This window comes from Fischerella sp. PCC 9605 (assembly GCF_000517105.1).
Classification (GTDB): domain Bacteria; phylum Cyanobacteriota; class Cyanobacteriia; order Cyanobacteriales; family Nostocaceae; genus PCC9605.
The window spans coordinates 277,114-298,021 of record NZ_KI912150.1; the positions used below are offsets into that span (position 1 = coordinate 277,114).

Genomic DNA, 20,908 nt, shown 5'->3' on the forward strand with positions numbered 1-20,908 from the left:
GTTGACTATTTAATGAAATTAAGAATTAACTGTCAGGCATGAAAGGTTAGGACGGCTTAGGATTGCCTCAACTGCTATCAAAGATTTCTTGGGAAGAGAAATTGCAGATTCTAATGGTTGCGGGATGTTTTTGAGATCCACTATGTAATCCCCAAAACGCTTAAGATGTCTGGTAATATAAGGACTCAAAGCAGCAAGGGTCTTGGGTTTTACTGGGTATCCTTCTGCTGTAAGTGCCTGAATTGCCAAAGTCAAGTCAACTGTATTCTGTAGAATGACAGCACTGGCAATCAAATCGAGATACTTTAAGCGCTTTTCCTGCTCAATGGGGTCGTTCTCTGTGATGACACCTTCTTTCCCAAAAAATAACCAATCCAAGAAGTGATGGTATTTCTCGACAATATTTGTGCAAGCGGTAATCTGCTGTCTCATTCCAACATCAGAGATGTATTGCAACAGGAATATCGTCCGTACTACCTCTCCCAATGCACAAAAAGCTTGATAAAGACGATTCTTACGGCTACGACCCCCTAGCTTACGGAGTAGCGTAGATGGCATAACTTTACCCGCTTTAATCGACAGTACAACACGCATCATGTCATGCCAATGGGTTTGAATCAGTTTCCAATTAGCTACCTCTTTAAACAATGGGTCGATGTAGTTGTACACCACATCAACACTTGGACGAAAGAAACTGTAGTCTTGCCAATTACGGATACGGGGCATCAATTTGATACCAAGAAAATAAGAGAGAGCAAACACTGGTACAGACTGACCTTGAGTATCTGCGTGCAATGTGTCTGATTGAATATCGGAAGTATTCTTCAGTAGCCCATCCAAAATATACACGGCTTCCCAGACACCGCAGGTGATAAAGTGGGTAAATAAGGCAATATATGTATCAGAAACATGGTGATAAGCAATACCACCATAGCCTCCGTAGCGGATATGATACTCGCTGTGTAAGTTATTTTCATAAACCTCAAACTTACTACCATCTGCGGCGGCTCTTTTCCCAGTACCCCACAGAGTTGGCAGATGAAAACGATTGTAGGCGTTAATCATATCCCTCACTGCCGCCTCCAAATTTTGTACACTGATGTGGCGGCGGTTGGTGTAAGAAATCATGTGAGAGGTAACTACACCTTTGGTATGGCGGGCAGTTTGATTGGGTCCAAGGTTGCATCCGTAACCAAAGGCAGTGAGGATATAACGTTCGCTTGCGTGCTGCATTTTAGGTTCGTTCCCAGACAGAGGACCAAAATGCTGCGTCCAGTTTAACCAGTGCTCAACATTACAAAGAATATCCAAAATACTGCGTTCTGGAATTTTTTGACGGATTGCCTCTTCTAATGCCTCGACTCCTTCAGGGACTGGTGGTGGTGCAACCCGTTTCAGTACGGGTTCGCCATCAAAGCTAATTGTAACTTGTTTACCGTCTGAACAAATCTGGTCTACGGATTCTGCAACAAGCATTAATTCGTTACGCAAGTGTTCAACAAAGTCTTCAGGGTTGGAGGGAAAACCAAGTTCGTTACAATACTTCTCAATCATCGGGGTACATTCATCTGCACTTAGCAACTGGTCACGGAAATCAGCATAGCTTTCTGAACCGACTACACAAGCATCTCCAGTTTTTAACTCGGTAGCTAGGTAAGAAAAGATGCAAATTTCCAGGTGCTGTCGCACCAACATCTCGGTATTCTCAATCCGAGTAAAAACCAAAGAACGCCACTGGTTGCTAATAAAACTTAAATCAATATCTACAGGTAAATACTTGGTACGTTTGTGTTCGTTTTTTAAGACAAATGCTAAAGCGTTTATCAGTGAATCATCAGCAGACGTTGAGTGAATATCTAATGAGCTGACTAATTCAAACAATAGCTTACGATAACGCGAGTAAAAGTGCCACATCAAAGGCAAGTGATTGTTAGTGTTATAAGCAGCAATTTCTTCATATTGCTTCAACAGCAATTCTGGACCGCCACGTTCTGCAAATAGAGTTTGTACTTGATGCCCTAAAGTTGCGTGGTCTTCAGTTTCATTTGATACAGTCAACACTTGTGCCAGGAGACTCAGTAATTCTTCTGTTTGCTCCAGATGCTTCTCTCGTAATTCTCTCAGTCTAGTTTTGGCGTTATTAATAATCTTTTGTATACGCTTAAGAAACATCTCCACCAAATGGTCACGAGTTTTCACCTGTGCCTGATATAACAAACACAACAGCAAGGTACGACGTTTTGGGAGTTTGATGTCTTGAAATTCCGATATATCTAAAGCTACCGCTTGGGAAGCCAAATACTTAACTTTGGCAGGAGCAAGTGACGATAGCAATCGTTTTGCATCACCAAAAGTCATCAACTGATTAAACTTTTTCTGCAACTGCTGCATATGCGATAAAGATTCACTCAAAGGTGGAGACTTGAGTAAATTAAGGGTAACAGTTGATTCAGTAGTTTTTCCTAATAACAGTCGGTCTAAATAATCTTTTTCCTCTGTTGATAATAAGCGCGAAACACGTAAAAATAGTCGATAATTAGTAACGGAACGTACATGACCTACCAAGCGGTCAAGGGTGCTAAAGGCGGGTAACTCGTATCGTTCCTTAATTAATTCCTCAATAGCAATATTGATTAAGTCAGCAGGATGATCTTTAACTTCTGCTCCTGTAACAACAACTATGGCTATCAACTTTTGGGCAACTTTGTCGTAAGGTTTGACCCTCAAGTACGAACGTATTGCCTGTTCATAATTACGACGTTGACGTTCAGAGGGAATTGCCTTCACCCACTCACGTAATTTTAGACACGAGCGTAAATGTTTGATGACAGCAATCGGTACCTGTTCTGGATGTGGAAAATAACCAAGACGCTGGAATGATTTCAGCATGACCATAAAACTCAGCAACCCTTCGTGGCTCTTGACACGGGACTTAACAAACTTGATTTCTTCCGGTGTTGGTGTATAAAATTCAGCCAACTCCTTGGCGGAAGGATATTGTTTAAAGCGAGGGTAGGCTGTACGCTCAATTACGGTCATGCAAGTAATATTTGCAACTAAAAGCTCGGGAGGGATTGTGTCCGCATTTTGGACATCCCTCAATTGCTTGGTGCAGAGTATTTTATCTTCTTTTCACCACACGCCTAAAATTTTTCAAAAAGCTGTCATGTTAAGCTTGGAGGCACGACAAAATAGGTGCAAAATCAGTTTTACTGCCAAGAAGTGTTAAAAGTATTGATTTAATTACCTTATTGTGTATTTGAAAGAGGCAAAAAACCTTAATGAGTACTAGGGGTGGAATGTGATTGGATGATTTAGAGTTGTTTTGGAAAATCATAAAATTAAACTGAAGATTTTACTGATATTAATAAAAGTACTTGTTTAAAAATATAAAGTCAAAAAACTAGGGTATATAAAGCTTTTCTTTTACTGAGTGCCTAAATACTTAGTAATTTTAATCACTAAACAAGTAAACAAAATTCACTTCTACAAGTAACAGACATTTTTGGATAAAAATTTTCAAGGAGTAAAATATGGCAAGTTCGCTAGCTGTCATTGGCACAGCTGTACTCTCGAACCCTGACAAAGTTATTGATGCAATTAAAAAAGCAAGAGAAGAAGGGGAAGCATGGGTTGACCTGATTAAAGATGCTGGACAAGGTGCAGTAGATACCTTCAGAGATTTTCAGACTTATTTTCGTGGAGAAAGAAGTGTACCTACAAGTTCAACTGTAGTTATCTACCGTAGCAAAGGCGGAACAAGTGCTTCCAGAGGATTTAATACAGGTGATGCGATTGCAAACTTTAGAGACATCCACTGGCAGGTAAACCGCTTTCGATGGGAAAACTGGAACGATGAAGTGTCGTCAATTAAAGTTGCTGGTGGGATTGCAGCAGCTTTTTATGAACACGCTAGTTACGGTGGAGCAAGGCTTTTAGTCATTGGTTCTGCCAGTCTTGAAGATTTAGCAAATATTGGTTGGACTGACCAGATATCAAGCTGCAAAATTATTCCCGCGCACCCAGATGCAATTAATTCACTTTTTCTATAAAAGTTCATCTGTAGATTAACAAGTTGGCTATTTGCGTGTAAGTTGAATTCCTTATGAGTTTATTACCTCCTATAAAACTTCCAGATTTAGATATTGATTTGGGAGATTTACGCAATCCTTTTAAAACTAATTCTGACAGCATTGTTTCAAACCTTGCAAAGTTAACGCTTGATGTCAATATTAAAACTGACATTAAGGCTGAATTAGAACCTTTAATTCTGTCATTATTCAGTCAACTTCAATCACTCCTTAAAGATATTACTTTTGCTGCTAATGAGTTACTCAGTAAGTCAAAGCAGATGGCAACTGATTTAATTAATCAGGTACTGACTGGACTTGAAAAATTAGCATCAGAAGTAGGTCAAATAGTAAGTAATCTTTTGAAAGAAGCTGAAGCTTTAGCAGAAAAACTGATTGACAAATTGAGAAATGACTTAGTAAATCCTTTTTTTGACAGAGTTGATAATCTTAGACAAGCTTTAGTTGAAGATATTAGAAAACTTATTAATTATGCTAGGAGCGAAGTCGAAGCTGGTATCACTAAAATTCTTTATAAAGGAGATGAAATTATCACCGGAACAGTCAGTGAATTCTCAGACGAATTGAAAAGATATTATCTAGAGGTTGAAAGCTTAGCTCCTATTATTTTAGACCCTGATAAAAAACGCGAAAGAGAAAGACATAAAGCTTGTAAGGATGAGCTTGATATAGAGGGAGTTTCTCTACCATCGATTGGTCCCGGAAAGTTTTTTGATTATTTGGAATGTAGAGAACTAAAGCGGCTAGATGAAAATACACCTATTAGAAACATTAAAACTTCGTATGGAGACTTGCAAAACAGAGCATGGAAATTAGCTTGTGTAGGACGTACAGAAGGTTCTGCCTTGCAAGATAAAGCTACGAAAGCTTGGCTTAAATATGGGCAACTTTACTATTTATGGAATAAATTTGAGGACAATATGACACCTTTAGAAGCAATTGAAAAAAAGATTCAACAGCTTGATAATCAAATTGCTACTTTTCAAGCTAAGTCACTTCAAATTGATGACTTAAGCACAGCAGTTCGGAATGCTCAAAATACTGCAAATAATGCAGTTAATATAGCTAACAATGCTCAAAATACTGCGAATACTGCTCCTAAAATTGAGTCAGGCGCTGTAAGTAAAGTGTACTATCAAACCGATCATCCAATTGAGATAGGTACTCCCTTTGGTAGTCGTTCAGACACAATTCGTGTTAATTTTTCCGTAGGAAAATTCAGCAGTCCCCCAAAAGTTCAAGTAATGCTAAATACTATAGACACTGAGCAAGCTATCAATACCCGTATAACAGTTATTCCTGTTAATATCACTACCAGTGGCTTCGATATTCAGGTAAGTACTTGGGCTGACTCAAAGGTGTATAGTGTTGGAATTACTTGGTTGGCTTGTATAGAGTAGTTCAACTTGCTTGATACTGAAGCTATCGTTCAATATCAAAAATAATTAGAACAACAAGCTTAATCCTACGTCATTCAAAGTTCATATTGATGGTGTAAATGACAATGGTCATCATTGGATACCAAGCTTAAAGTTTTTAGGGATAAAAGTGCGACGTTAGTCTGTTAAAAAAATTGCAGCATAGCGGTCTAACAATGCTTGGCTGCAACCTGCACTCTGCACCCTCAAGAATTTACACTTCTTACCAAGTAAGAAAGCGCGTTACGTGCAACTTCTTCTGCTCGTGCTGATGTAACTTTTTGGTAACACAATGTCGTTTGGATACTCTCATGTCCCATCAACGCTCGTAGTTCTTCAATCCCCATCAGACCAACTCGTTCTGTAGCAAACGTATGACGTAAATCATGAATGCGTACACCTTGTAGTTCCGGATGTAGCTTAATTAATTCCCGCCACTTGTCATGCACAGTACGATAGCTAATTCGACTTACTGTTTTTGTAACTGGTTGTTGCGCTGTAAACAAAGCAGGATAGTTATCGTGTCGCTCTTCTTTTATGTATTTATTAAGTGCATCAGCAGCATCGCAACTGTAGAAACACCAACGTTGTTTGTTCCCTTTACCAACTACTTGAAACTTATGGTTGTCCAAGTCCATATGGGAGATATCTAACGCCAAAAGCTCAGAAATCCTGCATCCTGTCCGATGTAATAAATGTACAATCGCACTCATGCGTAAATCATTGGTTACAGCTTTATACAGTACATTTAATTGTTCTGGAATCAGAAAGCGTACTATTTCCTCTGTGTGGTGTTCTCCCTTCTCTCGGTCTGGTTGACGTTGTTTTAATCCCCTAATTGGATTGGATTTTATATAACCTTGTTCTACAGCAAAACTCATTAAACTTTGCAGTATCGCTTGATGTTTGTGATGAGTAGTATATTTTAAATGACTCAAACTATTTAGGTATTCAATCAATACCTGACGACTCAAAATTTCAACTGACCACCAGCCATACTCCTGTAGCAATGGTAACAGAACTAATTCATATGTGCGCCTAGTACTTTTTGCTAGCCCAGGACGTTCTAGAAATTCAGTAGCAAGAGTGGCTAAGGTGACAGACACCTGAATGCTAATTTCTGTGATTTTATCAAGGCAAATATCTCTTAAATCATATATCCTTTTTCCAAGGATTATGACAGCTTTTCATGCCAACTTCTCCAGCTCCTACTTTACAGGAATCCTTGGCGGACTACGTTAAGCGCATCCGTATGGATTTACAGATGAGTCAATTAGAGTTGGCAGCTGCTTCTGGTATTCATCCCCACTCGTTAGGCAAGATTGAGCGAGGTAAAACTACCAGATTGAATCGCAAAACCCTTCAAGGTCTGGCAATGGCTTTATCTATCCCCCAAGAATATCTGGAGGCTATTTGCAAGGGAGAGGAAGTTAAAGTTATCGTGGCGGTTAAGTTTTGTCCTCAATGTTGGACTCCTGGTACTGGGGCTGATCCTATGTGGACAGACGTGCGAGCCAAATATTGCTTTATGTGTGGCACTCCTCTTCGTTCCCATTGTGCCAATTGTGGTGAATTAGTTGCTTCACTCAAATACCGCTTCTGTCCTTTTTGTGGTTTTGCCTATAAAAATAGCTGAAATACAAGACATAGTAAGCTTTTCAACTTTGGCTATCATTGATGACAAATGATTTTTACAGATTCATTTATATGTCAACCGTATTTTTACATAATTTTATGTAACATGAAATTTGAGAGAATGCTTGAAAGCTATACAAGTAAAGACTTTTCAGACCATCTTGCATGATTTTACAAGGATCTCGGCTCAATGCGAATATATACCCCAACAATTTCCCGTGTTGTAGCGTCAATTGCAAGCCAAATCCATTGTTTATTCGCTTTAGTCCCCACATATGACCAAATCTCATCAATCTGGACAATCAGGCGACCTGGTTTTTTTTAGTAACTTCAATATGCTTGGGAATTTGGTAGTATTTCTGATTGACATAGTATTGTAGCCAACGTAATGATACTCCGGTGACGCGGGCGATCGCCGCCAATGAAACCCGTTCAAGTAAGAGTTTATCGATTAATTCACGTGTTGAGTTCTCAATCGGTTGTCGTGTTGGACTTTCAACAAATTGTCGTCCACAATTGTGACATTTGAACCGTTGTTTTCCGTAGTGAGTGCGTCCATTTTTGACTATGTTGTTCGAGTTGCATTTAGGGCAGTGCATAGCTCCTATATTGAACGACACTTCCTGATTTTATCATTACTATGCATTACTAGCGATAAATGAAAGATTCCTTACCCGCAGGTACACGAGCAATCGTCACACCAATGCGTTGAAGACCGACAGCACGCCCAAGGAACCGTAAATAAATTTCTGAATTGGGATTGAGCGGATGATGAAACTCAAACGCATCCATTGAATTAATGTCTGCTGCTTTCAGCAGAGAATGTTGTTCATCACTGACGTTGATGTCCTCCGATCAAGTTGGCAAACGCTCTCAACACCACAATCAAGCCTAAATTTAACAATAGTAGTACAGTGTTGAGTTACCTCGCTTTCAAGAGTACTCATATCTTGCACCTCTAAGTACAAATCCGTATGAAGCAAAGATATGCGCGATAAAAATACATTATTTTTATGGGCTTTTATCGCTAAATCAAGGACTTTGGGATTAATACTGAGTGACTAAACACCATCAATTTTTTTTGTGCAAGATGTGAGAGTAATTATCCTCCTCACTGCTAGCTTTTCGTTCCAATCGGGGTTGACTGACAACGCCGCTCACTTCATGAAGCCAAACAACTGCACCACTCGACTCAAACGCTGCACTGGCAAACGTATTGATGATTTTATAACCAGCACAGATACAGCAAATTGTTATGACGAAGGCATACCTGCAATGCCCCTACGAGTGTCCTGCGTCAAAAAACCAGAGTCCGCAACCAAGCGCGATCGCGCATTCTACATCAAAGGGGAAGCGGAATGACCGTCACCTTTATAGGCTAATTTTTGTGGTACACAACAGCACACAATCACTCAACTACTTAACCGTTTAAGGGATTGTGAACCCCAGAGCGAACGAATGATGCTCATAGCTAGCTTGTTCGTGATTGACGAACGGGAGCCACGCAGTCCGAGTGAAGGAGTAACAAAGGCGATCGCTGTGCTGTTTGTAGAGTTGAGCAACTGTTCGGTTTACACAAACCCTCGCTACCTGTTTTGTCACTTTTTGTCGAACTATAATGGTTTTCCCATCTACGACATCCGTAACTATCCATTCTTCAGCCAAAGCAATGGAAGGGTTGTTAGTTCTGGGAAAATCAAACAGGGCGATAGTGGTTGCGAGGGGCGATCGCGCGGGTCAAGGAAGCAGTACAAGAAGGTTGGTGCTCAAACCCCACTGGGTTGTTCACGCCTGCTGCTGTCGAAGTGGGGCGTAGGGTCAGAATGTGGTAACAACGGATGTCAGCGCTTGGTTTACAAAGGGTGCGTCAACTCCCGGATTGTGCTGGCGATGTCAAAACAATTCAAAATTCACGGAGGCAAAACTTAAGAAATAATGAGAGAACTTTGAATTTTGCATTTTGAATTGGAGGGATGGGGAGGCTGTGGAAATTGGGGAGATGATGAGGCGGTTTCCAGTTAGGGAGTAAGAAAGGCGATCACTTTCCTTGCAAGTCTGTTGTCAATCAACTTGAGTCAATTCAATTCAAAATTCTCTCATTATTTCTTAAATTTTGCCTGACAGAATTCAAAGCCTTGTAAAGTTATCTGTGGGACGCGATTCCATGTATTAGCGCTAGCTCTAAAATAAATATTCATTGACACAGGCTATGACTCACTTAGGTTTAGTTAAACTCACCAAATTGATGGAACTAACCAGTGGTAGACCTGAAATAGGGGTTGGGTTAATCGATGGACCTGTTAGTGTAAACCATTCTGGTTTATCCGGGACGAATATCCGCGAGATTTCTGGAAAACTAAGCAGCAACTGTACTCACGCCACCAGCATTGCCTGCTTGCATGGAACATTTGTAGCAGGGATCTTGTGCGCGAATCGGAATTCCCTAGCCCCAGCCATCTGCCCCAATTGTACGTTGCTGATACGCCCCATTTTTGCAGAGACAACTTCAGCGAGTGAACAGATACCCAGCGCAACCCCCGAAGAACTGGCAGCGGCAATCATTGAGAGCATTGATGCAGGTGTGCGCGTTCTGAACATGAGTGTTGCCTTGGCACAGCCATCTTCCAAAGGGCAGCGGGAATTAGAACAGGCTTTAGGCTATGCCACAAAGCGTGGTGTGATTATCGTCGCGGCAGCAGGGAACCAGGGAACACTCGGCAGTTCTGTTATTACTCGCCATCCATGGGTGATTCCAGTTGTAGCTTGTGATCTTCAAGGCAGACCCATTAGTCAGTCGAACTTGGGAACTTCGATTGGTAAACAAGGTCTGAGGGCACCTGGGGACAACATTACGAGCCTCGGAGTTAAGGATCAACCGCTCACGTTGGGAGGAACAAGCGTTGCTGCACCATTTGTGACCGGGGCTATTGCACTGTTATGGTCACTATTTCCAGATGTGATTGCGTCTGAGGTCAAACTTGCTATCACTCAAGCTCATATGTCACGGCGAACTACTGTTATTCCACCGTTGTTAGATGCTTGGGCAGCCTATCAGCTCATGCTGAAGTCTCATTCTTAACTTTTTGTGATTTGTTAAACCTTAAAAAATCAAGGAGGAGAAAATTATGAGTATGCCAGGATTTAGCGCAGAATCATCTGTCTACAGATCAACTGGAAGCTACGTTGGGAGAGTTTCAGGCGTTTCTCCGATAAGCAAAGGCAAGAATTCTGACATCCATCCCACTGCTTTGATGAGGAGTAAAAAACAACCTAATGGTACTGGCGGAAAGGCAATTTGTTTTAACGTTTGTTATGGTTTATGCCGGATCTTTACTGATAAGCCCGTTGACGAGTGCCTAGAAGACTGTCTCTATGACTGCGAGATTCTTTCTTGAATGCAAGGTTCTTGGATAAGCTCATCCATACTAAAAGGGAAAAAGTCATGGAACCAACTCAAACAAGGGATCAATCTGTAAGTCATCCCGTTTTCGTGAATGACGCACCAGCGATCGCTCTGCAAACACCTTCTCCCAGAAATTCCACAGAAACTACTCTCCTACCTCAGAGCGGGAATGGAGAATGTAGTTGTGGAAGCATGGCAGGCTCAGCTCCACTTTCCTATGTTTATGCGATCGGCAAAGTTGAGCCTCGTTTCCCCAGTTTATCGGTGGAAAAAGAATTTGCTCAAGCAACCGGACGTGCCCAGACCAACGGGCTAACTGACCGACAGGCACTCCAGGGGATACTGACACAGCCACAGAATCGCTATCTGTCGCGTTTACTGTGCTACGTGCTGACTATTGGAGGCTTGGAAACCTATATCTTGCAACCGCGCAACCCTGTAGACTTCGATGTGTTGGTACAAGCCATTCGCCCTACTCCCAGTCCGATGGACATTGATATTGTCATCGGTGTGCGAGGACCGCTTGCTCCACCGCAGATGTGCAATGGGCTGATGGTGCCGATTGTTGCCTTCGACCAAATCTATTCCTTTGATCGTAACGCACTGATGAGCTCTATTCCACGACCGGAGAAGATTGCCGCCGATCAATTTACACGGGTGTGTGAAGAACTGTTTGATCGAATTATGCAAATCGCTGATAACGCAGGCGCAACAGATGAGCATCGCGCCTTGAACTATTTGCTCGTCCGCTATCCGGCTATTTATGCGAAAACTGCTGAAGAGTATGGGCGGGACTTTTCATTGACCGGGGTAGAAGCTCATCTCTCGTCCCTGAGCAGCACCCGCAAAATTATCGAGGTCATCTTCTCGTTTACCAACCGCAATACTGATTTTACCGAGAAGTTCTTTGTTCGTGTGGATGTGACCGAGGAGTTTCCGTTCCTAGTGACTAAGTTATCACCCTACTTTGATCATTAAACTGAATAAAGAGGTTTTGCTTATGAGCTTGCCTAGATTTACCGCAGAAGCATCCCTGTATAAGACAAACGAGAGTTATCAACAACATACACGTCCTGAACTAACCAATGCTGTGGCAGTTGTATCAGCGGCATGTAGAACTTGTTGTGGGGGATGTAGCGGTTTTTTTGGACGGTCGTGCGCTCCTGAGTGTTGCTCTCCAGGAGGAACCTGTGTACCTGGATGGTGTGGTCTCAGATTTCCCTTCTATCGTGCTTGCACGAGAATATGTGATGGTGGTATACCTTCCCAATCTACTAGATTCTGCTAAAAGGAGGTTTTTCGTATGAGTATGCCAGGATTTACCGCAGAAGCTTCGCTTTATACAACCAGCGAACTATATATGCTTGATGCTAATTTTGGTTTTTCCAGTGATGATAGCGCAATAGTATATCCGCAGGGATGTGGTTGGATTAAGCGGATTACTTGTGGAGCAGCGATCGCTGCTTGTGTACCTTTATGTGGTCCATACATACCATGCTGGATAGGTTGCCTAGGCATAAGCCTATATGGATTTTGTCGGGATTGTATACCGGGTATTTGAGTCTTCCCCCTTGCACCATGCTCCCTGCACCCCTGCTTCTTCAAGCCCTGCTCCCTGCTCCGGAGCCTCTTCAAGTGTCCTACATCAGAAAATCCACAGTCAGCAACAAAGCGCGATCGCGCATTCTACATCTAAGTGGACGCCCTCCCCACAACTAAAATTTTTATACTATTCCCTGTTCCCTGTTCCCTGTTCCCTTCTTTTGTGGTAATGCTTTTGGCTTCGACAACACACTTCAAGCCTTGCGCGAGCTCCGGGAGCAACGCACTACTGCCCAACAACAGGCAAGGGAGCAGGAGGCAGGGTGATGGCATTCTCCCCCATGCTAATACCAATTTGAAAAAAGATGCGACAGATACACACTCCCAGACCCTTATTATATCTAGCTTTCAAAATGTTTGAATTTTTAATTTTGCTCGGTTGAATTTTGAATTTTGAATTGTTTGCCCCCCTGCCTTTTCAACTGTCCTGCTTCAGAAAATCCACTGTCAGTATGAAAGCGATCGCGCATTCTTGTACAAGACGGCACAGTTTTTGCATGTGAGCTTGCACAGAATCTTGAAGTCTAAAATCCTTGTATGACAAAATTTTTAAGTATAGCTATTGTTGAAGTCATAATCACGCGGCTTCAAGCGCGAGGAAATCACCTAATTTAAGACTTCTCTTCTAAAGCTTTTCTAATGGTTTCATCATCTAATTCTAATAACTCTGATATATCTTGAACACTCAGTCCCTTTTGCACAAGCTTTGGCAAAATTTTTAACTTAGTTTCTAGTTCGCCTTCTTCTTTTGCTTCTTGATAAACTCTAGTTTCTTTCAGCAAGTTTAAATTCAGCATGGTTTCTATTTCCTCGCGGCTTAAATTAGGAAACTTGTAGACTACGATTGTCTCTATAAATTCTAGAACTTTAGTTAAGTTTGAAGTTAATCACAAAAAGTTGGAAGTTTAAAACTTTAGACTTCAGGTAGCCAATAAAAACCGTCGCTCAAGTAAATCTATTTTGGCTCGACCATACATCTGCCGCTTTAACATTTTCAGTCGATTAATATGCCCTTCAACTGGGCCATTACTAACTGACATAGTTACACCTGTTTTCACAGCATCGTAGTCTGACTCTAAACCAACAGCAAAGGAGCGCAACAAAGAAACCGAGCTGTTTTTAGCTTTGTTTAACCAAGCATCGAGTTCTGACGGCAAGCGTTGACGCACAAGAGATGCAAACTGTTGAGCTAGTTCAATGACTGACTTCAAATCCGAATGGGCTGTTTGTAGTTGAGCGATTACTTCACGCTCATTAGGCTCTGTTAGTTCCGGTCGTCGTAGGACTAAAGCTGTGACGCGACTGGGGGTGAGAGGACGATGGGAAGAAGAGCTGATCCTGGGGGAAGCGTTTTTTCTTGAACCTTGTCGCGGTTCAAATCCGGGCAAGGTCTTGAGATAACGAGTGAAGCGAGAGACCGTGGCATAACTACCGGTATAGCCGCAGGCGCGAATTTCCTCAAACAGTTTTTGGGTGTTGTAGTTACCGCTATTCCAGCGGCTGAGGAGGTAATCATGATAAGGGTTGAGAAGACTGAGACCTTGGTCGCTACGTTGGCGACGTTCGGTAAAAGTTGAGCTACGCAAGTAATTAGATACGGTGTTTTTAGCAACTCCTAGGGATTGAGCGATTGCTTGGCCTGATAAGCCAATAGACCGCAGGCTCCAAACTTGCTCATGGATTTCCCTCCGTCTGACCCGTGCCTTGGCGGATTGGACTTTTCTTTTTAAAGATGTGTTTTGGGGAAACCTTGGCACAACTGTGCAGGGATTAGCCTCAGTAATCAGGGAAAGGTTGTGTGCTGTTTCCACCTCTTTTAGCACTTTAGTATCAGTACTAAAGACTTGTTTTTCCACTTCTTTAAGTGCTTTGGCGTGAGTACCAAAGACTTGCTCAAGCGTTTGAGATAAGTTCTGCAATAAGGGATCTCCAAGTAATAAAATGCCCAGCCGTATTAAATATATTTTGGCGCCCGCCCAAGTATGAACGGCGCTTTCGCCCTTAAGGCGAAAGCGACGGCTGGGCATTTTATTATTTGGAAAGGCCTAAGTGAAAACGGTCTGCAACTTGAATGGCTTCTGGCGCGCCTTGACGAATACCACTTTCATAAGTTTTTGACCGATCTCGTGAGACGACTTTGACACCAGGGTGAGCTTTTAACCATTCTGCCAAGGTTTCAGCCTTGGCATCTTTTAGTAGAGCAATTGGTCTACTACGTTCTAGATCAATTAGTGCTGTGCCGTAAGTTTTACATTTACGAAAACAAAAGTCGTCTACCCCAAGAGTCTGTGGCGTTACGATTGGTGGCAGTGGGATTGAGCGGACTAAATTTAACAGCGTGTTGCGTGAAACTTTTATCCCCAATTGCTCCGAGAGTCTTACCCCTGCTGCACCACCATTAGCTAAACCAATCGCACTCAGTCTTTGAGCTAAACGTAGAGTTTTTCTTGCCCAAGGTGCGGTCACATTGGTCAACCTTTCGGTTCAAAGCAGCAACACCTGTCCATACAAGCGAGGGAGCTTTCCATTGCAGATGTCTCCAGTGCTGATACTTGTTGCTTAAGTTAGTCAGGTCATTTAGTATTTCACTGGCTGATTGATAGCGCTGACGACAATCAAAGCGCACCATTTTATTGAGGATATCTACTAATTTTGGGTGAAGATGCGGTACACGGTGACTCCAAACAATTTCACCTGTGCTGGGATTGCTTGGATCTCGTAGTTTTGACAACTGATTAGGCAGTAATCCTGTAAGTGCTTGGATAACAACTATACCCAGTGCATAGATATCGCTGTTAAATTGTGGGTCGCCATGAAATTGTTCGATTGGCATATAGCCAATAGTGCCAATAGTAACTGTTTTAGTTGTTTGCTCTTGTTGGTTAATAGTTTGAGTTACGAGTTCTTTAACTGCACCAAAATCAATTAAAACTATCTTACCGTCTGTCTGACGACGGATTAAATTTTCCGGTTTAATATCTCGATGGATGACTTTTTGACCATGCACGAAGACCAAAATGTCTAACACCTCTGTTAACAGATGAATTACTTGGTCTTCTGGTAGGAGTTGTCCTAGCAGAATTTGAGCTAAGGTCTGACCTGGTATAAACTCTTGGACTAAGTAAAAGTCTTGGTTTTCCTCAAAATAAGCAAATAGCTGCGGAATTTTGGCATGACGACCTAATTTTTCTAAGGTTTCTGCTTCTGTTTGAAATAGACGACGGGAAATTTGTAAAGTTGTTGGGTTGTTACTGAGTTGTTACTGAGAGGTCGCAGTTGTTTTACTACACATTGAGGCTTTCCTGGACGCTTAATATCTTCTGCGATATAAGTCTGCCCAAATCCACCACAAGGTAGGACTGTTACAATTCGGTAACGTCCATCCAAAAGTTGACCGATGTTTAAAAGCTGACCGAGCATAATATTTAAACTCATCAACAATTCTTGCTGCAAAAGCAGTACAAAAGTTAACTCAATACCTCAGTCTTTTATTTTTCAGGCATAATTACTCGTTGACAAAATTAATATTGTCTGAGTTCTCACGGAAGAGAATTGATTCTGGAGATTCATCTTAAAATCAGATTTATAAACAATTCTATATTTGATGAAAAATTCATTAGTTTCAGCCCTACAGGTGGTGAGATGAAATTTTCTTCACCATTGGCATTGGCTAACCTAGACTTGCTAAAGTACATCAAAACTAGTTCCAGAATTAGAGTAGCATTTAATACCATATTGATTGCGTATCAAAAGCAGAAAATCTTCTCTATCATAGTTAGCTTGTAGGCACAGAAAATACTTTGATTTGAAAAGTATCGGTTTTCTTTTGAGAGTATACTTATGAATCAGTTAGAATTTGAAAGAGTATATCAATATGAGTTGACGCCAAAACAAAAGAAGGTATTACCTTTATTTTTAGCTGGACAAACTGATGAACAAATAGCCAGAGAACTTGGCGCTACTCACCGTTCTACAGCTAGCCACCAGCTAAGAAATATCTCTACAAAGTTTGGCTTTCCCCCAGAGACTGAACCCGATTATCGTTGTAATTTAATCGAAATATTCGCCAAGTATAAGCCGGAGTTGGTTAGTTTAAAGGCTTTAGATAAATGTGGGCATATTGTCCAGAACATCCGCTTTCCCGAAGGACCAGAACCAATCAATTCTGCTTTTTATCAAGAACGTTTTCCGATTGAATCTCGTTGTGATAGCGCCATGAAAGAACCAGGCGCACTCATTCGGATTAAAGCGCCCAAGCAAATGGGAAAAACTTCCTTGCTGAAAAGAATTAGGGCGGAGGCGAAGAAAAATAATTATAGTACAGTTTATTTGAATTTTAGCTTAATCGAAACAAATAAATTTACTAGCGCTAATGATTTTCTCCGCAGTTTTTATGCGTATATTATGAATCAATTGCCTTCAGCACCTCCACTACAAAGTTGGAATCAAGATATTCCCAGCATGGTAAACTGCACTCTGACATTTCGTGAGTTACTTAAACAACTAGATGGTATTTTAGTTTTAGCTTTAGATGAAGTAGATAAATTATTTGAATATCCAGAAATTTATGAAAACTTTTTCCCGATGTTGCGTAATTGGAATGAAAATGCTAATGAATCAGAAATATGGGAGAGATTACGCCTAGTAGTAGCACATTCTACGGAAGACTATGGACGCTTAGATATTAATCGATCTCCTTTTAATGTTGGTTTCCCGGTGAGATTAGAAGAATTTACTGAAGAACAAGTAAAAAGTTTAGCTATCAGACATGGATTAGACAGTAAAGTGATTCTGCCGATCATGTCTGTTGTCGGCGGACATCCTTATTTAGTACGGTTGGCGCTTTATTATTTAGTATGTCAAGATGCAGAACTTGGGCAGTTACTTAAAGAAGCTACCACAGATACAGGAATTTATACTGAACATTTACGCCGACATTTAGAGACATTTCAAGAACATGAAGAGTTAAGAACCGTATTTCGACAAATAGTGAATAATAACCAACCGATTAAATTAGAAATAAAGAATCGCCAAATCTATCAATTAGACAGTATGGGGCTGATTAAAATCAGCAATAATTTTGTTATGCCAAGCTGTCGTTTGTATCAGGAATATTTCTGCGATCGCTTGTAAGGAGGAACCTTTAAAAAAATCCCAGCCTTATATTTTTTCAGCTTATTCAAAGTCTCTTGTGGTGGGGGCAGCGCCTCTAAGAGGCGGAGGAGCAGGGAGCGGGGAGCAGGGGGACGATTTTTCCCCCATGCACCCTGCACCCTTCCCCCATGCCTCTTCTGGGGGCGCTTACTGCGGCTGGGATTTTTTTTCTTGGTTTGTGCCTAAGAAGACAGTGCGTTATTTTAGACATACTGTCGGTTGAGGATGATGAACTAGGTAATCTTTTAGCCAACTACAGCCTCGCCTTAGCAGATTGTCTAAATTCAGACTCCAGAGTATCACACTACCATCGCTACTACCAGCAACCAGGGTTTGTCCATTCGGACTAAAAGCAACACCAGTCACCTGATTACCAACCACGACAGAGAATAACAGTGTCCCATCGCTTTTCCAGAGGTTAATCATGCCATCGCTGCTGCTGGAAGCCAGGATTTTGCCATTGGGATGGAAACTGACACTGGTTACTCCTTGGTTATGTCCAGAAAAAGTGGCGATTTCTGTACCATCAATTTTCCACAGTTTCACTGTTCCATCTTCGCTGCTAGAGGCAAACTCTTTTCCATCACGACTGAAACTAATTTGAGTTACTTGACCATTATGTCCTGTTCTCGTTTGAATCAGGGTTCCATCATCCCTCCAAAGCTTAATGCTTCCATCGCTACCACCAGAAGCCAAGATTTTTTCATCGGGACTATAGTTGATGCTAGTTACATCACTGTTATGTCCTGTAAGAGTTTTCCTCAGCTTGCCATCCTTGCTCCATAGTTTGACGCTATGGTTGCTACTCCCCGTAGCAAGAGTTAACCCATCAGGACTAAAACTGACTCTAGTTACATCACCTTGAGGATCTGCTAGTGTCTGTATCAATTCTCCATCTTCCTGCCGCAGTTCAACTACTCCATCACTGGTGACAGCCGCTAAAGTTTTGCCATCGGCAGAAAAACTCACAAAATATATCCACTTTCCATCACTTTTAAAAGTTTTAACGATTTCGCCTTCAAGATTCCAAAGTTTAATTGTTTTATCCAAGCTACTAGAAACTATTTTGGTTCCATCAGGACTAAAACTGATGCTAGTTACTATATTCTGATGTCTTTTGAAACGAGGTATGGGTGTATCTATAAGATTCCAGAGTTTAATAGTTGCATCTAAAGAAGCAGAGGCAATCTCTTTTTTATCTGGACTAAAATTTACACTCATAACCGAATCATTATGTCCGCTAAGGGTTTTAATCAATGTGCCATCGCTTTTCCAGAGTTTGATAGTTTTGTCTCCACTCCCCGAAGCAATTATTGTGCCATCGGGACTAAAATTGATACTATTAATCTCTGCATTATGCCCATTTAAGGTTTTAATCAGTTTGCCCTTCAAGTTCCAGAGTTTAACAGTATTGTCGTTACTTCCAGAAGCTATTATTTTACCATCAGGGCTGAAACTGAGAGTATTAACTGAACCTTGATGTTCAACAAGGGTGTTAATCAACATGCCATCACGTCTGAAGAGTTTAATTGTCCCGTCATTACTCCCAGAGGCAATCATTTCTCCATTGGGGCTAAAACTGATGGAATAAATTGACCCTATATGTCCATTAATAGTTTGAATTAGCTTGCCATTGCTACTCCAGAGTTTAATCTTTCCATCCCTACCTCCAGAGGCGAGAATTTCTGCTTCAGGACTGAAATTAAAGGTATAAATTGAGTCGTTGCGAGTTAGAGTTTTGAGGAGTTTACCGTCTCTTTGCCAGAGTTTAATAGTTCCGTCATTGCTTCCAGAAGCTAGGATTTTGCCATCAGGACTGAACCTAACACTGAAAACATTACTTACGTTAGAAAGAGTTTTAATTAATGTGCCATCCCTTTGCCAAAGTTTAATTGTTCCATCATCACTCCCAGAGACAATCAGTTCTCCATCCGGACTAAAAATAACTGTTTTGATTCCTGCTTTATGTCCTCTTAACTGATTCTGTTCGCTAATTTGTGTGAGGCTATTGAGTAATGCATCAAAAGGTTTGGTGGTAGAATATTTATCTAATGATTCATCTGTTACTAATGCTTTTAACTCTTGCCCCGCTTGAATGGCTGATACTAAACCGTCTATTTGCTTTGACTCAAATAGTTTCAATGAATTGGTTGCTGTTTTTTCTATTCGGATAGTTTCTCGATAATCTCTGATTTGCTCTTGAGCATAAATACTAGTAATCAATGCGATAAATACAGATGTCAGCGAAGTGGTAAATAGAATAATCACTCCTCGACGAATTATCTGTTTTGATTTTTCATTTGCTGATGTTAAAATCTGATTTATTTTTCTATCTTGTTCGGCTTGACTAGCAGCTAAAAATTGATAATCTTCATTACTTAAATATTTATCTGCTGACCAATTTAGAGCATTATTTAAAGTTTGTCCTTGCAATAAATAAGAGGAATTATTATCAGATTTTAGCCAGCGATTAATTGCCTCGCTATAGGGACGGAGGTGAGTTAATTGATGGGTAATCCAATCCCAATTAAAAACAGTTTGATAAATGAGATTATAAACTTGTAAAGTATTATTTTTCTTGACGACTAAACCGGAGAGTCTTAACGCGGTTTGCTCCTCGCTTTCATCAGCTATAATACCTGCTTGATTAGATAAAATTCGCTGGTATAATCCTAGAATCCCAATGGTTTTAATTTCATCAATTAACAAACGGTTGCGTATAGTACGTAAATGTTCTGGTTCATCAACCGCTTCCCAATTTTTAATGACATAATCTTCGACTAAGTATTTAATATCTGAGCAACTTTTATCTGCAAAATTTACAATTAAGCTACACAATTTTTGAGTTAAAAATGGTTGTCCTCCTGTCCAGTTTAAAACTTGTTGTAAAATGATTTCAGGAGATTCTAGTTTTTCTTTCAGTCCCGGTAATAAAGCATCTTTAGCTTCTGCAAAAGTAAACCCAGTTAATTCAATGGATTTTCCAATATTAAAAGGTGTGCGTCCTTTATCTTGAATTAAATCGGCTGGACTAGCGACTCCAAGTAAACAAAAAATTAAGCGATTATAATCTGGCTTTTCTGAACGCTGATTATAACAAGCGCGAAGAAAAGCAAAAAAGTCATCTTTGAAATTAATCTTAATTAAACTATCAATCTCATCAAGGAAGATGACTATGCTTTGAGAGATTTTGACTAAAATTACCGATTCAATTAATTGTTGAAAACGCTGAAGATCGGTTAAATGCTCGTGTTGTTGCCACCAAGTATTAAAATCTAATTCAGTATCTAGTTCTAAGCCATCTAATATTTGATAAGCTATACCTTTATACCATTTTTCTGCACTGACATAACTGCCAATCAAAGTTAAATCTATAGATACACATCTGAAGCCTTCAGAACGAAGTTTTTTTCCCGTTCTCACTCGCAAGCTAGATTTGCCCATTTGACGCGAATTTAAGACAAAACAGTATTCGCCTGCTTTCAAAAAATTGAGGAGTTGACAATCTGCTTGGCGGACTACATAGGTACGATGATTATGAGTTAAACTGCCACCAACTTTATAATAATTAGTTGTCTCCATAATAGCTGGTTAATGAAAATCAA

At 40.8% G+C, this 20,908-nt stretch carries 20 protein-coding genes and 3 pseudogenes; 11 read left to right on the forward strand and 12 right to left on the reverse strand.

Annotation, left to right across the window (positions count from 1 at the left end):
• Window positions 1–18: 18 nt before the first annotated feature.
• Window positions 19–3,039: a Tn3 family transposase gene (locus FIS9605_RS38030; RefSeq protein WP_051470129.1), complete on the reverse strand. Its 3,021-nt coding sequence runs from the start codon at window positions 3,037–3,039 to the stop codon at window positions 19–21.
• Window positions 3,040–3,533: 494 nt separating this feature from the next.
• On the opposite strand from FIS9605_RS38030, the gene FIS9605_RS0124585 reads away from it, so the two are divergent.
• The gene (locus FIS9605_RS0124585; protein ID WP_026734966.1) at window positions 3,534–4,052 is read left to right on the forward strand and encodes a hypothetical protein; all 519 of its coding nucleotides are present in this window, start codon (window positions 3,534–3,536) and stop codon (window positions 4,050–4,052) included.
• 53 nt (window positions 4,053–4,105) lie between these two features.
• Window positions 4,106–5,491: an H-type lectin domain-containing protein gene (locus FIS9605_RS38035; protein ID WP_035140143.1), complete on the forward strand. Its 1,386-nt coding sequence runs from the start codon at window positions 4,106–4,108 to the stop codon at window positions 5,489–5,491.
• Window positions 5,492–5,715: 224 nt separating this feature from the next.
• Here the strand turns inward: FIS9605_RS38035 and FIS9605_RS0124595 are convergent, their stop codons facing one another.
• Window positions 5,716–6,621 (reverse strand): tyrosine-type recombinase/integrase, encoded by a 906-nt coding sequence (locus FIS9605_RS0124595; RefSeq protein ID WP_082209850.1) that lies wholly within the window; start codon window positions 6,619–6,621, stop codon window positions 5,716–5,718.
• A gap of 77 nt (window positions 6,622–6,698) precedes the next feature.
• On the opposite strand from FIS9605_RS0124595, the gene FIS9605_RS0124600 reads away from it, so the two are divergent.
• Complete coding sequence (locus FIS9605_RS0124600; RefSeq protein WP_026734968.1) at window positions 6,699–7,145, forward strand: double zinc ribbon domain-containing protein; 447 nt, start codon at window positions 6,699–6,701, stop codon at window positions 7,143–7,145.
• Between the two features lie 170 nt (window positions 7,146–7,315).
• Here the strand turns inward: FIS9605_RS0124600 and FIS9605_RS46690 are convergent, their stop codons facing one another.
• The 3 genes from FIS9605_RS46690 to FIS9605_RS38040 are packed head-to-tail and all read right to left on the reverse strand — an operon-like array spanning window position 7,316 to window position 7,936.
• Window positions 7,316–7,450 (reverse strand): IS1 family transposase, encoded by a 135-nt coding sequence (locus FIS9605_RS46690; RefSeq protein WP_082209851.1) that lies wholly within the window; start codon window positions 7,448–7,450, stop codon window positions 7,316–7,318.
• Window positions 7,447–7,743, reverse strand: coding sequence for an IS1/IS1595 family N-terminal zinc-binding domain-containing protein (locus FIS9605_RS41220; protein ID WP_026734969.1), 297 nt, complete (start codon window positions 7,741–7,743; stop codon window positions 7,447–7,449). The genes FIS9605_RS46690 and FIS9605_RS41220 overlap by 4 nt, the downstream gene beginning before the upstream one ends.
• A gap of 49 nt (window positions 7,744–7,792) precedes the next feature.
• Complete coding sequence (locus tag FIS9605_RS38040; RefSeq protein ID WP_231510451.1) at window positions 7,793–7,936, reverse strand: hypothetical protein; 144 nt, start codon at window positions 7,934–7,936, stop codon at window positions 7,793–7,795.
• A 291-nt stretch (window positions 7,937–8,227) separates the two neighbouring features.
• On the opposite strand from FIS9605_RS38040, the gene FIS9605_RS0124615 reads away from it, so the two are divergent.
• The 7 genes from FIS9605_RS0124615 (at window position 8,228) to FIS9605_RS0124640 (ending at window position 12,108) form a co-directional block, all read left to right on the forward strand.
• Window positions 8,228–8,506 carry a hypothetical protein gene (locus tag FIS9605_RS0124615; RefSeq protein WP_155960510.1) on the forward strand — a complete coding sequence of 93 codons (279 nt, stop codon included), beginning with the start codon at window positions 8,228–8,230 and terminating at the stop codon, window positions 8,504–8,506.
• A gap of 96 nt (window positions 8,507–8,602) precedes the next feature.
• Window positions 8,603–9,073 carry a hypothetical protein gene (locus tag FIS9605_RS0124620; protein ID WP_155960511.1) on the forward strand — a complete coding sequence of 157 codons (471 nt, stop codon included), beginning with the start codon at window positions 8,603–8,605 and terminating at the stop codon, window positions 9,071–9,073.
• A gap of 280 nt (window positions 9,074–9,353) precedes the next feature.
• Entirely contained in the window at window positions 9,354–10,223 is an 870-nt protein-coding gene (locus FIS9605_RS0124625; protein WP_026734972.1) for a S8 family peptidase, read from the forward strand.
• Between the two features lie 46 nt (window positions 10,224–10,269).
• Entirely contained in the window at window positions 10,270–10,539 is a 270-nt protein-coding gene (locus tag FIS9605_RS42990) for a hypothetical protein (RefSeq protein WP_155960512.1), read from the forward strand.
• A gap of 47 nt (window positions 10,540–10,586) precedes the next feature.
• Complete coding sequence (locus FIS9605_RS0124630) at window positions 10,587–11,525, forward strand: hypothetical protein (protein ID WP_197036131.1); 939 nt, start codon at window positions 10,587–10,589, stop codon at window positions 11,523–11,525.
• A 107-nt stretch (window positions 11,526–11,632) separates the two neighbouring features.
• Window positions 11,633–11,854 carry a hypothetical protein gene (locus FIS9605_RS0124635; protein WP_026734974.1) on the forward strand — a complete coding sequence of 74 codons (222 nt, stop codon included), beginning with the start codon at window positions 11,633–11,635 and terminating at the stop codon, window positions 11,852–11,854.
• The gene (locus FIS9605_RS0124640; RefSeq protein WP_026734975.1) at window positions 11,851–12,108 is read left to right on the forward strand and encodes a hypothetical protein; all 258 of its coding nucleotides are present in this window, start codon (window positions 11,851–11,853) and stop codon (window positions 12,106–12,108) included. The genes FIS9605_RS0124635 and FIS9605_RS0124640 overlap by 4 nt, the downstream gene beginning before the upstream one ends.
• A 652-nt stretch (window positions 12,109–12,760) precedes the next feature.
• Here the strand turns inward: FIS9605_RS0124640 and FIS9605_RS0124650 are convergent.
• The 6 genes and pseudogenes from FIS9605_RS0124650 to FIS9605_RS44335 all read right to left on the reverse strand — a co-directional run bounded on the left by FIS9605_RS0124650 (window position 12,761) and on the right by FIS9605_RS44335 (window position 15,584).
• The gene (locus FIS9605_RS0124650; protein ID WP_026734976.1) at window positions 12,761–12,946 is read right to left on the reverse strand and encodes a hypothetical protein; all 186 of its coding nucleotides are present in this window, start codon (window positions 12,944–12,946) and stop codon (window positions 12,761–12,763) included.
• Between the two features lie 6 nt (window positions 12,947–12,952).
• Window positions 12,953–13,009: pseudogene (locus FIS9605_RS46180) on the reverse strand (hypothetical protein); the annotation flags it as partial.
• Window positions 13,010–13,069: 60 nt separating this feature from the next.
• Window positions 13,070–14,068, reverse strand: a pseudogene (locus tag FIS9605_RS38045) (transposase); the annotation flags it as partial.
• A gap of 127 nt (window positions 14,069–14,195) precedes the next feature.
• Window positions 14,196–14,633: pseudogene (locus FIS9605_RS38050) on the reverse strand (transposase); the annotation flags it as partial.
• Entirely contained in the window at window positions 14,548–15,378 is an 831-nt protein-coding gene (locus FIS9605_RS41930) for a serine/threonine-protein kinase (protein ID WP_197036137.1), read from the reverse strand. The gene FIS9605_RS41930 and the pseudogene FIS9605_RS38050, both read right to left, overlap by 86 nt.
• Window positions 15,339–15,584 carry a hypothetical protein gene (locus tag FIS9605_RS44335; RefSeq protein ID WP_051470131.1) on the reverse strand — a complete coding sequence of 82 codons (246 nt, stop codon included), beginning with the start codon at window positions 15,582–15,584 and terminating at the stop codon, window positions 15,339–15,341. Before FIS9605_RS44335 ends, FIS9605_RS41930 begins: the two co-directional genes overlap by 40 nt.
• Window positions 15,585–15,989: 405 nt before the next feature.
• Here FIS9605_RS44335 and FIS9605_RS0124665 point away from each other — a divergent pair, with 405 nt between their 5' ends.
• The gene (locus FIS9605_RS0124665; protein ID WP_026734977.1) at window positions 15,990–17,282 is read left to right on the forward strand and encodes an AAA-like domain-containing protein; all 1,293 of its coding nucleotides are present in this window, start codon (window positions 15,990–15,992) and stop codon (window positions 17,280–17,282) included.
• Window positions 17,283–17,501: 219 nt separating this feature from the next.
• Here FIS9605_RS0124665 and FIS9605_RS0124670 read toward each other — a convergent pair whose 3' ends face one another.
• Window positions 17,502–20,885, reverse strand: coding sequence for an AAA-like domain-containing protein (locus FIS9605_RS0124670; protein ID WP_026734978.1), 3,384 nt, complete (start codon window positions 20,883–20,885; stop codon window positions 17,502–17,504).
• Window positions 20,886–20,908: the final 23 nt, after the last annotated feature.

Coding starts and splice junctions, on each gene's coding strand:
- FIS9605_RS38030 (WP_051470129.1), bottom strand. CDS start 3,039: ATGACCGTAATTGAGCGTACAGCCTACCCTCGCTTTAAACAATATCCT.
- FIS9605_RS0124585 (WP_026734966.1), top strand. CDS start 3,534: ATGGCAAGTTCGCTAGCTGTCATTGGCACAGCTGTACTCTCGAACCCT.
- FIS9605_RS38035 (WP_035140143.1), top strand. CDS start 4,106: ATGAGTTTATTACCTCCTATAAAACTTCCAGATTTAGATATTGATTTG.
- FIS9605_RS0124600 (WP_026734968.1), top strand. CDS start 6,699: ATGCCAACTTCTCCAGCTCCTACTTTACAGGAATCCTTGGCGGACTAC.
- FIS9605_RS41220 (WP_026734969.1), bottom strand. CDS start 7,743: ATGCACTGCCCTAAATGCAACTCGAACAACATAGTCAAAAATGGACGC.
- FIS9605_RS38040 (WP_231510451.1), bottom strand. CDS start 7,936: ATGGATGCGTTTGAGTTTCATCATCCGCTCAATCCCAATTCAGAAATT.
- FIS9605_RS0124620 (WP_155960511.1), top strand. CDS start 8,603: ATGATGCTCATAGCTAGCTTGTTCGTGATTGACGAACGGGAGCCACGC.
- FIS9605_RS0124625 (WP_026734972.1), top strand. CDS start 9,354: ATGACTCACTTAGGTTTAGTTAAACTCACCAAATTGATGGAACTAACC.
- FIS9605_RS42990 (WP_155960512.1), top strand. CDS start 10,270: ATGAGTATGCCAGGATTTAGCGCAGAATCATCTGTCTACAGATCAACT.
- FIS9605_RS0124630 (WP_197036131.1), top strand. CDS start 10,587: ATGGAACCAACTCAAACAAGGGATCAATCTGTAAGTCATCCCGTTTTC.
- FIS9605_RS0124635 (WP_026734974.1), top strand. CDS start 11,633: ATGCTGTGGCAGTTGTATCAGCGGCATGTAGAACTTGTTGTGGGGGAT.
- FIS9605_RS0124640 (WP_026734975.1), top strand. CDS start 11,851: ATGAGTATGCCAGGATTTACCGCAGAAGCTTCGCTTTATACAACCAGC.
- FIS9605_RS0124650 (WP_026734976.1), bottom strand. CDS start 12,946: ATGCTGAATTTAAACTTGCTGAAAGAAACTAGAGTTTATCAAGAAGCA.
- FIS9605_RS44335 (WP_051470131.1), bottom strand. CDS start 15,584: ATGAGTTTAAATATTATGCTCGGTCAGCTTTTAAACATCGGTCAACTT.
- FIS9605_RS0124665 (WP_026734977.1), top strand. CDS start 15,990: ATGAATCAGTTAGAATTTGAAAGAGTATATCAATATGAGTTGACGCCA.
- FIS9605_RS0124670 (WP_026734978.1), bottom strand. CDS start 20,885: ATGGAGACAACTAATTATTATAAAGTTGGTGGCAGTTTAACTCATAAT.